Origin of the sequence: Ectopseudomonas guguanensis, assembly GCF_900104265.1 — a bacterium.
GTDB lineage: Bacteria > Pseudomonadota > Gammaproteobacteria > Pseudomonadales > Pseudomonadaceae > Aquipseudomonas > Aquipseudomonas guguanensis.
The window spans coordinates 102,469-115,600 of sequence record NZ_FNJJ01000009.1; the positions used below are offsets into that span (position 1 = coordinate 102,469).

Below are 13,132 nucleotides of genomic sequence, written 5' to 3' on the forward strand. Positions count from 1 at the left end.
GCTTTAAGGATTCTTAGTGAGCAAGTCCCTGCAAGCCATTCGTGGCATGAACGATATCCTGCCGGAGCAGACGCCTGCCTGGCGCTACCTGGAAAGCACCCTGGTCAGCCTGCTCGATGGCTATGGCTACAAGGAGATCCGCCTGCCCATCGTCGAGTACACCGAGCTGTTCGCTCGCGGTATCGGCGAAGGTACCGACGTGGTCGACAAGGAGATGTACACCTTCCTCGACCGCAATGAAGAATCCCTGACCCTGCGCCCCGAAGGCACCGCCGGTTGCGTGCGTGCCGTGCTCGAGCATGGCCTGGCCGGCGGCGGCCAGGTGCAGAAGCTGTGGTACGCCGGCCCCATGTTTCGCTACGAGAAGCCGCAGAAGGGCCGCTATCGCCAGTTCCACCAGGTCGGCGTGGAAGCCTTCAACCTGCCGGGGCCGGACGTCGATGCCGAACTGATCGTGCTCACCTGGCGTCTGTGGAAGCAGCTCGGCCTGGCCGATGCCGTGACCCTGCAGCTCAACAGCCTGGGCTCCAGCGAGGCGCGCGCTGCCTATCGCGACGCTCTGGTGGCCTACCTGCAGGAGCGCTTCGACCAGCTTGACGAAGACAGTCAGCGCCGACTGACCACCAACCCGCTGCGCATCCTCGACAGCAAGAACGAGGCGACCCAGGCCGTGCTGGTCGGTGCCCCGACTCTTGGCGACTACCTCGACGAGGAGTCTCGTCTGCACTTCGAGGGCGTCAAGGCGCGCCTGGATGCCGCCGGCATTCGTTACCAGATCAACCACAAGCTGGTGCGCGGTCTGGATTACTACAACCGCACCGTGTTCGAGTGGGTCACCGACAAGCTCGGTGCTCAGGGCACCGTGTGCGCCGGTGGCCGCTACGACGGCCTGGTGGCGCAACTGGGTGGCAAGGCCACGCCGGGTGTCGGCTTCGCCATGGGCGTCGAGCGCCTGGTGCTGCTGCTGGAAACCCTGGACTTGCTACCGGCCGAGCTCAATCGCGCCGCCGACGTATACGTCTGCGCCTTTGGCGAGGCGGCGGAGCTGGCGGCGCTGACGCTGACCGAGCGTCTGCGCGACGAGCTGCCGGGGCTGCGCCTGCTGCTCAATAGCGGTGGCGGCAGCTTCAAGAGCCAGTTCAAGAAGGCCGACAAGAGTGGCGCGCGCTATGCGCTGATTCTGGGGGACGACGAATTGGCAGGGCGCGTGGTAGGTTGCAAGCCGCTGCGCGACGACAGTGAACAACAAAGCGTTGCCTGGGATGCTCTTGCTGAGCATCTGGCCGCCTGCCAGCAGGCCTGAGCAGGCTCTCGATTAGGAGTACGGGGTTAGACATGCAGACCGAAGACGAACAGATCGCGCAAATCAAGGACTGGTGGGATCGCAACGGCAAGCCTTTGCTGGCCGGCGGCGTATTGGCGCTGGTGGCTGTATTCGGCTGGCAGGGCTGGCAGAAGTACCAGGACAATCAGGCGCAAGGCGCCTCGGTGCTTTACCAGCAATTGCTGGAAACCGCGCTGGACCCAGCAGGCAAGCCCGATGCCGCGAAAGTCGCCGAACTGGCCGGCAAGCTCGACAGCGAGTTTGGCGGTACTCACTACGCGCAGTATGGCAGCCTGTTCGTCGCCAAGGTCGCAGTCGAAGCCAATCGCCTCGATGATGCCGCCGCTGCTCTGCAGCGCGTACTCGACAAGCCTGCCGATGCCACGCTCGGCGAACTGGCGCGTCAGCGTCTGGCGCGTGTCCTGGCTGCTCAGGACAAGGCCGATGATGCGCTGAAGCTGCTCGACGCCAAGGTAGAGGATGCCTTCCTCGCCAGCCGTGAAGAACTCAAGGGTGACCTGCTGGTACAGTTGGGTCGCAGCGATGACGCGCACGCCGCCTATCAGAAGGCCAAGGATGCGCTGGCCGAAGACGCCGCCGTTGGCGGTCTGCAGATGAAGCTGGACGACCTGGCAAAAGGGGATGCGTGACGTGATGCGTTGGAAGAATGCCGCACTGCTGGCTCTGGCCGTTCTGGCCGTGGGTTGCAGCAGCAATAGCAAGAAGGAACTGCCGCCCGCCGAGCTGACCAAGTTCGACGCCGAAGTCGAGCTGCGCACCGAATGGAGCCGCTTCGTTGGCGATGGCCAGGGCGAAACCTTCAACATGCTGGTACCGGCCATCGACGGCGAGGTGATCTATGCCGCCGATGTCGAAGGCCTGGTCATGGCCATGGACCGCACCAGCGGCAAGGTCATCTGGCGCAAGAAGCTCGACATCCCGGTTTCCGGTGCCATCGGCGTTGGTTACGGCCAGGTACTGCTGGGTACGCTCAAGGGCGAAGTAATCGCGCTGGACTCCAGCGACGGCGAAGAGCAGTGGCGTTCGCGTGTGACCAGCGAAGTGCTGGCTGCGCCGGCCACCAATGGCGATATCGTCGTGGTGCAGACCCAGGACGACCGCCTGATCGCCTTCGATGCCAGCACCGGCAGCCAGCGCTGGATCGTCGAGAACACCCCGGCCGTGCTGACCCTGCGTGGTACCGGCGCGCCGCTGGTGACCAACCGCCTGGTGGTCGCCGGTCTGTCCAGCGGCAAGGTGATTGCAGTCGACGCCCAGCGTGGTCTGCCGGTCTGGGAACAGCGCGTTGCCATTCCGCAAGGTCGCTCCGAGCTGGAGCGCGTGGTAGATATCGACGGCGGTCTGCTGCTGTCCGGCGGCACCGTCTACGCGGTGAGCTACCAGGGCCGTGTCGCGGCCATGGACCTTGAGTCCGGCCGCGTGCTGTGGCAGCGCGAAGCCTCCAGCTCGGTAGGCGTCGCTCAGGGCTTCGGCAACGTTTACGTCAGCCATGCCAGCGGTACCGTCGAAGGTATCGACGAGCGCAGCGCCTCGGCCCTGTGGACCAATGATTCGATGGCGCGCCGTCAGCTCTCGGGCCCGGCGGTGTTCTCCAGCTATGTCGCCGTGGGTGACTTCGAGGGCTATCTGCACCTGCTGAGCCAGGTCGATGGTCGCTTCGTTGGCCGTACCCGTATCGACAGCGACGGCCTGCGCGCCCAGCCGCTGGTGGTGGGTGACTGGCTGTACGTTTACGGCAATAGCGGCAAGCTGGTAGCTCTGACCATCAAGTAAGCCGACTATGCTGCCTTAACCTGGCAGCACGAAGTATCCCGGCCGCTGCCCATGCAGCGGCCTTTGCATTTTCTGAATCAACTCAAGTGGAGAGCCTGATGGTTCCCGTAATTGCCCTGGTGGGGCGGCCGAACGTCGGCAAGTCCACACTCTTCAACCGCCTGACCCGCAGCCGCGACGCCATCGTCGGCGACCTGTCCGGTCTGACCCGCGACCGCCAGTATGGCGAGGCGAAGTGGCAGGGGCGTACCTATATCGTGATCGACACCGGCGGTATTTCCGGTGACGAGGAAGGCATCGACGCGAAGATGGCCGAGCAGTCGCTGCAGGCCATCGAAGAGGCCGATGCCGTGCTGTTCCTGGTGGACGCACGTGCCGGCATGACCGCCTCCGACCAGATGATCGGCGAGCACCTGCGCCGTCGTAACAAGCAGAGTTTCCTGGTGGTGAACAAGGTCGACAACCTCGACGTCGACCTGGCCCGCGCCGAATTCAGCCCCATGGGCCTGGGCGAGCCGCTGGCGATAGCCGGTGCCCATGGTCGTGGCATCACCCAGATGCTCGAAGTGGTGCTCGGCGCCTTCCCCAAGGATGCCGACGAGCCGGAAGAGGGCGCCGAAGAGGAGGAAGTGCTGGAAGGCCAGGAAGCCAAGCGCATTCCCGGCCCCAGCGAGAAGGACGGCATCAAGCTGGCCATCATCGGCCGGCCGAACGTCGGCAAGTCCACCCTGGTCAACCGCATGCTCGGTGAAGAGCGGGTCATCGTCTATGACCAGGCCGGCACCACCCGTGACAGCATCTACATCCCCTTCGAGCGTGACGACGAGAAGTACACCCTGATCGACACCGCCGGTGTGCGCCGTCGTGGCAAGATCTTCGAGGCCGTGGAGAAGTTCTCCGTGGTCAAGACGCTGCAGGCCATTCAGGATTCCAACGTCGTGGTGTTCGTCATGGACGCCCGCGAGGGCGTGGTCGACCACGATCTCAACCTGCTTGGCTTCGTGCTGGAAAGCGGCCGCGCCCTGGTCATCGCCCTGAACAAGTGGGATGGCATGGATCAGGGGCAGAAGGACTACGTGAAGACCGAGCTGGAGCGCCGGCTGTTCTTCGTCGACTTCGCCGATATCCACTTCATCTCCGCCCTGCACGGCACGGGCGTCGGTCATCTGTACAAGTCGGTACAGGCCTCCTTCAAATCGGCCATCACCCGCTGGCCCACCAGCCGCCTGACGCAGATTCTCGAAGACGCCGTCAGTGACCACGCGCCGCCTCTGGTCAACGGTCGCCGCATCAAGCTGCGCTATGCCCATCTGGGCGGTGCCAACCCGCCACTGATCGTGATCCACGGTAACCAGGTCGACGCCGTGCCGCGCGCCTACACCCGTTACCTGGAGAACACCTTCCGCCGCGTGCTGAAACTGGTGGGTACGCCGATCCGCATCGAGTACAAGGGCGGCGAAAACCCCTACGAGGGCAACAAGAACAAGCTCACCGACCGTCAGGTGAACAAGAAGCGCCGCCTGATGAGCCACCACAAGAAGGCCGAGAAGAAGCGCAAGGACAAGAAAAGATAGCGGCAGGCTTCAAGCTCCAGGCTGCAGGCGATAAGCTGAGCGCACCTTCCTGCAGCCCGGGGCCTGAAGCCTGTAGCCATGATTGTCAGTAAGCTGCCCAACGTCGGCACCACCATCTTCACTCGCATGTCCCAGCTCGCTCTGGAGACTGGTGCGATCAATCTGTCTCAGGGCTTTCCCGACTTCGATGGGCCGCAGGCATTGCGCGAAGCCGTGGCGCGTCATGTCATGGAAGGGCGCAACCAGTACTGCCCGATGACCGGTCTGCCGAGTCTGCGCCAGCAGGTGGCGGCGAAGATCGCTCGCAGCTATGGCGTGCAGCGGGATGCCGACAGTGAGATCACCATCACCCCCGGCGCTACCGAGGCGATCTTTTGCGCGGTGCAGGCGCTGATCCGTCCGGGTGATGAAGCCATCGTGCTCGACCCTTGCTACGACAGCTACGAGCCGTCGGTGGAGCTGGCCGGCGGGCGCTGCGTGCATGTGCCGCTGGCATTGCCGGATTTCGCCGTGGACTGGCAGCGCCTGAGTGATGCCATCAGCCCGCGTACCCGCCTGATCTTTCTCAACTCGCCGCACAACCCCAGCGGCGCGCTGTTGACGCGCGCTGATCTGGACAAGCTGGCCGAGCTGATTCGTGGGCGCGATATCCACGTGATCAGTGACGAGGTCTATGAGCACCTGATCTACGACGGCGCCCGCCATGCCAGCGTGCTGGCGCACGAGGAGCTGTATCGGCGTGCCTTCGTGGTCAGCTCCTTCGGCAAGACCTATCACGTTACCGGCTGGAAAACCGGCTATGTGGTGGCGCCGTCCGCGTTGACCGCCGAATTGCGCAAGATTCACCAGTACGTCAATTTCTGTGGAGTGACGCCGCTGCAGTTCGGCCTGGCCGAGTTCATGGCCGCCTGTCCCGAGCATGTCGAGGAGTTGCCGGCTTTCTACCAGGCCAAGCGCGATCTGTTCTGCGACCTGCTGGGCGGTTCGCGTTTCACCTTCACCCGCGCGCCGGGCACCTACTTCCAGCTGGCCGACTATTCGGCGATCCGCCCGGACCTGGACGACGTGGCCATGGCCGAGTGGCTGACCCGTGAGCACGGCGTGGCCGCGATACCGGTGTCGGTGTTCTATCAATCCGCGCCCAAGGATATGCGCCTGGTGCGCTTCTGCTTCGCCAAGCGTGAGGAAACCCTGCGCCAGGCAGCCGAGAAACTCTGCGCGGTGTGATGGTACGGCGGGGTGCAACCCGCCTGTGAGGTATTGGCGGGTTTCACCCGCCCTACGGCGAGCGAGGCGTCCCCAATGAGCAACAAACCCGATCTTGAACTGGCGCTGATCCAGACCAGCCTGGCCTGGCACGACCCGGCCGCCAATCGCCTTCACTTCGAGCCCTTGCTGCAGCAGGCGCGTGGCGCCGATCTGGTGATCCTGCCGGAGATGTTTTCCACCGGCTTTTCCATGGAGTCGGCCGACCTGGCCGAGCCCGAGGACGGCCCGACCTCGCTCTGGTTGCGCGAGCAGGCGCAGGCCATCGATGCGGTGATCTGCGGCAGCCTGATCATCCAGGCGGCCGATGGCAGCTACCGCAACCGCCTGCTCTGGGCGCGCCCGGACGGTTCGCTGGCGCATTACGACAAGCGTCATCTGTTTCGCATGGCCGGCGAGCACAAGCACTACAGCGCCGGCGATCAGCAGGTGGTGCTGGAGCTCAACGGCTGGCGCGTGCGCCCGCTGATCTGCTACGACCTGCGCTTCCCGGTGTGGAGCCGCGATGCCGCCGGCACCGATCTGCTGCTGTATACCGCCAACTGGCCCAGCGCTCGCCGCCAGCACTGGAACCGTCTGCTGCCGGCGCGGGCCATCGAGAACCTGTGCTATGTCGCAGCGGTGAACCGCATCGGCGAGGACGGCAAGGGCCATGGCTATACGGGCGATTCCCAGGTGCTGGATTTCCAGGGCGAGGCGCTGCTGGCGGCTGGTGATGGCGATGGCGTATTTCGCGCGACGCTTTCGAGCCAGGCCCTGGACACCTATCGCGAGCGTTTCCCGGCGCACCTGGATGCCGATGGCTTTGCCCTGCAAGGGTAGGGCGAGCTGTGCGCACCCAGGCTCGCGGTAAACGGCCGGTGCGCATGGCGCACCCTACGAGATGGAGCGCTCGAGGCCGTAGGGTGCGCCGCGCGCACCGCTGTTAATGATGGCCGTCGGGTGCGATTCGGAAGTTGGCGCGCACGGCGCACCCTACGGTGGGGCTGAGACCGTGTGGAAATGAAAACGCCGGGCAGTGCCCGGCGTTGTGGTTTTAGTCCTGGGGAATCAGGCCGCTTGCGACTCGGCCTGGCTCAGGGCGCGGTTCAGTGCGCTGAACAGGGCGCGGAAGCTGGCTGTGGTCAGGTTCTCGTCGATGCCGATGCCATGCAGGGCGCGGCCGCCGTTGACGCGCAGCTCGATGTAGGCCGCCGCCTTGGCATTGGTGCCGGCGCCGATGGCATGCTCGCTGTAGTCCATGACCTCGACGGCAACCGGCAGACTTGCTGCAAGCGCTTCCAGCGGTCCCTTGCCGATGCCACGCCAGTGGTGTTTTTCAGCGCCTTCGATCACCTCGATATCCACCGCGCTGGTGCCGTTCTCTTCCTGCAGGCGATGGCCTTTCAGGGTGTAGGGGCTGCGCGCATGCAGGTACTCGCTTTCCAGCAACTGGTAGATCTGCGCAGCAGTCATCTCCAGGCCGAGGCGATCGGTTTCACGCTGCACCACCTGGCTGAATTCGATCTGCATGCGGCGCGGCAGGCTGATGCCGTATTCCTGCTCGAGCAGGAAGGTGATGCCGCCCTTGCCGGACTGGCTGTTCACACGAATCACCGCCTCGTAGTCGCGGCCGATATCGGCCGGATCGATCGGCAGGTAGGGTACTTCCCACAGGGCGTCTGCCTTCTGCTGGGCGAAGCCCTTGCGGATGGCATCCTGGTGCGAGCCGGAGAAGGCGGTGTGGACCAGATCGCCGACATACGGATGACGCGGGTGCACCGGAATCTGGTTGCAGTCCTCGACCACCTTGCGCACGGCATCGATATCGGAAAAGTCCAGCTGCGGATCGACGCCCTGGGTGTAGAGGTTCAACGCCAGAGTCACCAGGCAGACGTTGCCGGTGCGCTCGCCGTTGCCGAACAGGCAGCCTTCGACGCGATCGGCGCCGGCCATGACGGCCAGCTCGGACGCGGCGACGCCGGTGCCACGGTCGTTGTGGGTGTGCACGCTGATCAGCACGCTGTCGCGGCGGTCGACATGACGGCCGAACCACTCGATCTGGTCGGCATAGTTGTTCGGCGTGGCGCACTCGATGGTGGCCGGCAGGTTGAGGATCAGCTTGTTCGCCGGGGTCGGCTGGAACACATCGATTACCGCGTTGCATACCTCGACGGCGAAATCGATCTCGGTGCTGCTGAACACCTCTGGCGAGTACTCGAAGCCCCACTGGGTCTCGGGCGCGGCCTCGGCCAGGCGCTTGATGGTGGTGCCGGCGGCCACGGCGATGGCCTTGACGCCAGCCTTGTCCTGGTTGAAGACGATCTTGCGGAAGCTCGGTGCGCAGGCGTTGTAGTAGTGGACGATGGCTTTCTTGGCGCCTTTGAGCGACTCGAAGGTGCGCTCGATGAGGTCGTCACGGGCCTGGGTCAGCACCTGGATGGTGACGTCGTCGGGGATGTGGCCGCCTTCGATCAGCTCGCGGACGAAGTCGAAGTCGGTCTGCGAGGCGGACGGGAAGCCCACTTCGATTTCCTTCAGACCCACGGCCACCAGGCACTTGAAGAAGCGCATCTTCTTCTCGGCATCCATCGGCTCGATCAGCGACTGATTGCCGTCGCGCAGGTCGGTGGACAGCCAGATCGGCGCCTTGTCGATGATCTTGTCCGGCCAGGTGCGATCCGGAATCTGGATCGGGGTGAACGGGCGGTACTTCTTCGAGGGGTCTTTGAGCATGGTCATGGTGAAAATCCTTGGATCCAGACGCCTTGTCTGGAAAAACGAATAGGGCAGTCGATGGTGGCCGGAGGGGCCGCAGGGATTCAGCCCCGCAGTCGCGGGCTGACCAGGCGCAGGCAGCGGTGTTGCCGCAGGAGAATGAGGGTGTTTGCGTTGTTCATGCCGCTAACCCTACGTTCGGTAGAGAATGATGGCAATACTTTGCGATAAAACGCTGGAAATTTTCGTTTGCCAGCATCTCTTGAGGGAATATTGCGCGGTGCTGCAAAAGGGTTGCGTTGGATTGCGCAAGGATCAGGCGAGCAGGCTGAGCACCGCCTGGGGGCGCTGATTGGCCTGGGCCAGAACGCTCTGGGCGGCCTGCTGGACGATCTGTCGGGAGGTGAGGTTGGCGGTCTCCGCCGCGAAGTCGGTATCGACGATGCGCGAACGGCTCGCCGCGGTGTTCTCGGATATGTTCTGCAGATTGCTGATGGTCGCTTCCAGGCGGTTCTGCACCGCACCCATGTAGCCGCGCTGGCGATCGATATAGGCCAGCGCATCGTCGATGTCCATGACCGCCAGGCCGGGGGTCTTCTGCAGGCTCAGGCGGCTGAGGGCGAGTGCTTCGACATTGAACGAGCCGATGCCGATCTGGATGGTCTCGTAGGCCTGGGCGCCGATCTGGAACTGGGTCAGGGCGCTGCCGCCGACGGCGGTGTCGTCGAACAGGGTCGGCTCGACCAGGCGGAAACCCTGCGAACCGGGGGTGCCGGTACCCTGGTTCAGCAGTACGCTCTTGGCGGTCAGGACGGGGCCTCCGTCGGCGTCCAGCCCGCCCAGGGCACCGGTGTCTTCATTGGTCAGATCGAGGCTCGCCACGTAGCTGGCAGCGTCACTGGAGAACTGCGTCTGGAAATCGGCCAGCCCGCTGAAGGCTCCGCGGCTGCCATTGGCCAGGGCCTGGTCGAGGGTCGAGCCAGGGTTGCTCTGCAGGTAGCCCATCACATCCTTGATGCCCCTGCCGCCAGCAGCCTTGATGCTGTCGTGCATGTAGCGCACCGCCGCGTAGCCGCCGGAATAGCCAGCCGAGCCGCTGACATCGTCGGCATTGAAGGCGGCCACGATCGCCGCGGTATTGGTACCGCCAGCGGTGTCGGCTGCCAGTCGCTCGTCGGCACCCTGCACGGCTTCGGCGGTGCCTTCGATGAACCAGGAGGGCAGGCCACTGGCGAAGTTCATCGTGCGGCCCATCACCGCATGAGCCATCTCGTGGGCGATCACGCGGTCGGTGTACTGAGGGAAGCTGCCGCCGTCGGGCAGGCTGCTGGCATCGAAGTAGGCGAGGTTGACGTTGAGCACCTGGTTGAGCACGCGGCCGCTGCCGTCTGCGCCGGTGTAGGAAACCGATGCCAGTGCCTGGCTGCTGCTGTCGTTGCTGAAGGTGATTTTCAGCTCCGCCCCGTCGGCGCGTAGGCCCAGGGCATCGAATACGCGCTGTTCGCCCTCGCTGATCCAGAAGCCCTTCAGCGAGTTGAGCACCGCACGCTGGTCGAGGTCGCCCAGAGCGGAGGACTGGCCCTGATCGAAGACCTTGCGTCCGGCGAAGGTGGTGGTTTCGTTGACGCGATTGATTTCCTGCAGCAGTTGCTGCGCTTCCCGGTCGAGGGCCTGACGCTCGTTGACGCCGTTGGAACCGTTCATCGCCTGAAGGCCGAGCGCACGAATACGCTGCAGGGCATCGGTCACGCTTTGCAGCGCGCCCTCGGCCACCTGTAGCAGCGAAATGCCGTCGTTGGCGTTACGCATCGCCACGCCCAGCCCCCGTGTCTGCGAGTTCAGGCGGTTGGAAATCTGCATGCCGGCGGCATCGTCCTTGGCGCTGTTGATGCGCTGTCCGGTGGACAGGCGCTGCAGCGACGTATCGAGGCTGGTGGCGTTGCTTTCCAGTTGGCGACGTGTGTACGACGAGGCGATGTTGGTATTGACCGTCAGCACCATTCGTTCACTCGCAAATGCCAGGCAGCAGCCTGGCTCCTAAGGAAAGTCGGCCGCTTCGTTTCAGACTTGAATGAAGGGGGCTTCTTGCCGACGTACGGTAGGGGATGCCTCCCTGAGCGTCTGGAAGTCCGCCCCGCTCGGGTGCTGGAACACGCGCAGGCCGAACTCGGGGAGGATGGCCAGCAGGTGGTCGAAGATGTCCGACTGGATGCCTTCGTAGGCATTCCAGGCCGTGGTATTGGTGAAGCAGTAGATCTCCAGGGGCAGGCCATCGGCTGTCGGGCTGAGCTGGCGCACCAGCAGGGTCATGTGCTGGTGGATGTTCGGGTTGTGCCGCAGGTAATGCTCGACATAGGCGCGGAAGCTGCCGATGTTGGTGATGCGGCGGGTGTTGACCGCCTGCTTGCCGTGCTCGGCCAGCTTCTGGTTCCACTCGCGCAGCTCCCGGTCCTTGCGGTCGAGGTACTCGTCGAGCAGCATGAAGCGGCGCAGGCGGGCAATCTCCTCGTCGCTCAAAAAATGCACGCTGGTCTGGTCCAGGTACAGTGCGCGCTTGATCCGGCGGCCGCCGGATTCCTGCATGCCGCGCCAGTTCTTGAACGGGTCGGTGATGAAGCGCTTGGTCGGGATGGTGGTGATGGTCTTGTCCCAGTTCTGCACCTTGACCGTGTGCAGGGCGATATCGATCACGTCGCCATCGGCGTTGAGCTGGGGCATTTCCACCCAGTCGCCGACGCGGATGATGTCGCTGGAGGAAATCTGCACGCTGGCCACCAGCGACAGCAGGGTGTCCTGAAAAATCAGCATCAGCACGGCGGCCATGGCGCCGAGGCCCGACAGCAGAATCAGCGGTGAACGATCGATCAGCGTGGCCACGATGAGGATGGTGGCGATGGCGAAGATGGCGATCTTGACCACCTGCAGGTAGCCCTTGATCGGCTTCAGGTGGGCGTTGGGGCGGCGCTGGTAGAGGGTGTTGAGAATGTCCAGCAGGGCGGCGATAGCCAGGGCGATAGTCAGCACGATGAAGGCGCCGCAGACGTTCTGCGTAACCGTCACCACGGCTTCGGGCATACCTGGCACCACGGCCACGCCGGAGGAAAGCATCAGCGCCGGCACGATGTGGGACAGACGCTTGATGATGCCGCTTTGCTTGATCTGGCCATGGCGGCCGACCGCGGTAGCACCCACCACGCGATAGATGGCGCGGACCAGGATGCGTTTGACGATCCAGTTCGACAGCCAGGCGGCAAGGATCAGCGCGAGGGTGGCGCTGAAGGTGAGCAGTTGCGGCTGGTGTTCCAGCCACTCCATCCAGGTGTTGAGCTCATTCGGCATATCCGGCTCCGAAGCAGGCGGGGGGCGTGCCGGCGCTGCAAGGCCGGGCATCCGAGCTGCGGTACCCTAGCAAAAACGTTGCGCCAACCCAAACGGCAGTCATTGCCGGTTGCGTCTGCTCAAGGCTTGAACGCACCGATGAAGATGGCCGGGTCGACTCGCACGTCGTTGAGGCTGACGTTCCAGTGCAGGTGTGGGCCGGTGGCGCGGCCAGTGGCGCCGACCTTGCCGACATGCCCGCCGCGGGGGATTTCGTCGCCGAGCTTCACGTCGATCTCGGAGAGGTGGCAGAACATGCTGATCAGCCCCTGGCCGTGGTCGAGGAACACCGTCTTGCCATTGAAGAAGTAGTCGCCGATCAGTATCACCTTGCCTGCCGCCGGCGCCTTGATCGGCGTGCCGCGGTTCGCGGCGAAATCCAGGCCCGAGTGCGGGTTTCGTTCCTCGCCATTGAAGAAGCGGCGCAGGCCGAAGGGGCTGGACAGCGGCCCGTTGACCGGCCTGTCGAACAGCAGGTTGCTCGGCTGGCGCGTGCTGAATTGTTGGTAGGCGCGGGTCTGCTCCGCCAGTTCGCGCTCGATGCGCTTGAGGTTCTCGGCGTTGGGCGTGACCTGCTGCTGATTCTTGATGGTGATGCGCTGCTCGGCGTAGTGCTTGGCGCCGACTTGGAAGCCCAGCCTCTGGGCGCCCTCGACCTCCACCTGCTGCGTGCCCGGCTTGACGCTGAGCGGAATGCCAACGATGGCGATCCAGCGCTGGCCGTCCTCGCGCACGGTCAGCACCGGCTTGCCCTGGTAGCGCACCTTCGGCGCCTGCGTCGGGTTGCCCAGATCGACCACGGCGACGCCCCCGGGCACCGGCTTGTTCAGCAGGCGGGTGATGAAGCCTTCGGCATGGGCGGGCAGGGCAAGACAGACGGCAAGCAGAAAGATCAGTGGGCGCATAAAAGTCCTATACGAAAAGAACGCTGAACGTAAAAGCGGATCGGTGTCGCTCTTTCGTCCAGCCCTCCAGTGCTGTTCTCGTTTTGTTGAGCTGTAGGGTGGGCTTCAGCCCACCAACAGGGGGCGGGTCTTGGTGGGCTGAAGCCCACCCTACCAACTGAAGCGGAGTGCCGCCCGGCCCACCCTGGCAACTG

10 protein-coding genes are annotated in these 13,132 nt (G+C 64.2%); 6 read left to right on the forward strand and 4 right to left on the reverse strand.

All coding sequences use genetic code 11. From position 1 onward, the window contains the following. Positions 1–16 precede the first annotated feature (16 nt). From hisS to BLS61_RS14535, 6 genes are all read left to right on the forward strand, one after another. Positions 17–1,303: a histidine--tRNA ligase gene (gene hisS, locus BLS61_RS14510; protein ID WP_090431987.1), complete on the forward strand. Its 1,287-nt coding sequence runs from the start codon at positions 17–19 to the stop codon at positions 1,301–1,303. A 32-nt stretch (positions 1,304–1,335) separates the two neighbouring features. After that, positions 1,336–1,974, forward strand: a complete 639-nt coding sequence (locus BLS61_RS14515) for a tetratricopeptide repeat protein (RefSeq protein WP_024309250.1) — start codon at positions 1,336–1,338, stop codon at positions 1,972–1,974. Further along, entirely contained in the window at positions 1,967–3,118 is a 1,152-nt protein-coding gene (gene bamB, locus BLS61_RS14520) for an outer membrane protein assembly factor BamB (RefSeq protein WP_090431989.1), read from the forward strand. The genes BLS61_RS14515 and bamB overlap by 8 nt, the downstream gene beginning before the upstream one ends. A gap of 98 nt (positions 3,119–3,216) precedes the next feature. Next, on the forward strand, positions 3,217–4,692 hold the full coding sequence (der, locus tag BLS61_RS14525; RefSeq protein ID WP_090431991.1) for a ribosome biogenesis GTPase Der: 1,476 nt from the start codon (positions 3,217–3,219) through the stop codon (positions 4,690–4,692). A gap of 78 nt (positions 4,693–4,770) precedes the next feature. Further along, the gene (locus tag BLS61_RS14530) at positions 4,771–5,919 is read left to right on the forward strand and encodes a pyridoxal phosphate-dependent aminotransferase (protein WP_090431993.1); all 1,149 of its coding nucleotides are present in this window, start codon (positions 4,771–4,773) and stop codon (positions 5,917–5,919) included. A gap of 75 nt (positions 5,920–5,994) precedes the next feature. After that, positions 5,995–6,780: an amidohydrolase gene (locus BLS61_RS14535; protein WP_090431995.1), complete on the forward strand. Its 786-nt coding sequence runs from the start codon at positions 5,995–5,997 to the stop codon at positions 6,778–6,780. Positions 6,781–7,008: 228 nt separating this feature from the next. Here the strand turns inward: BLS61_RS14535 and leuA are convergent, their stop codons facing one another. From leuA to BLS61_RS14560, 4 genes are all read right to left on the reverse strand, one after another. After that, positions 7,009–8,679: a 2-isopropylmalate synthase gene (gene leuA / locus BLS61_RS14540; protein WP_090431997.1), complete on the reverse strand. Its 1,671-nt coding sequence runs from the start codon at positions 8,677–8,679 to the stop codon at positions 7,009–7,011. 291 nt (positions 8,680–8,970) lie between these two features. Continuing rightward, complete coding sequence (locus tag BLS61_RS23680; protein ID WP_167358735.1) at positions 8,971–10,656, reverse strand: flagellinolysin; 1,686 nt, start codon at positions 10,654–10,656, stop codon at positions 8,971–8,973. A 60-nt stretch (positions 10,657–10,716) separates the two neighbouring features. Beyond that, the gene (locus BLS61_RS14555) at positions 10,717–11,994 is read right to left on the reverse strand and encodes a mechanosensitive ion channel family protein (RefSeq protein WP_090431999.1); all 1,278 of its coding nucleotides are present in this window, start codon (positions 11,992–11,994) and stop codon (positions 10,717–10,719) included. Between the two features lie 119 nt (positions 11,995–12,113). After that, positions 12,114–12,938, reverse strand: a complete 825-nt coding sequence (locus BLS61_RS14560; RefSeq protein WP_090432002.1) for a peptidoglycan DD-metalloendopeptidase family protein — start codon at positions 12,936–12,938, stop codon at positions 12,114–12,116. Between the last annotated feature and the right edge of the window lie 194 nt (positions 12,939–13,132).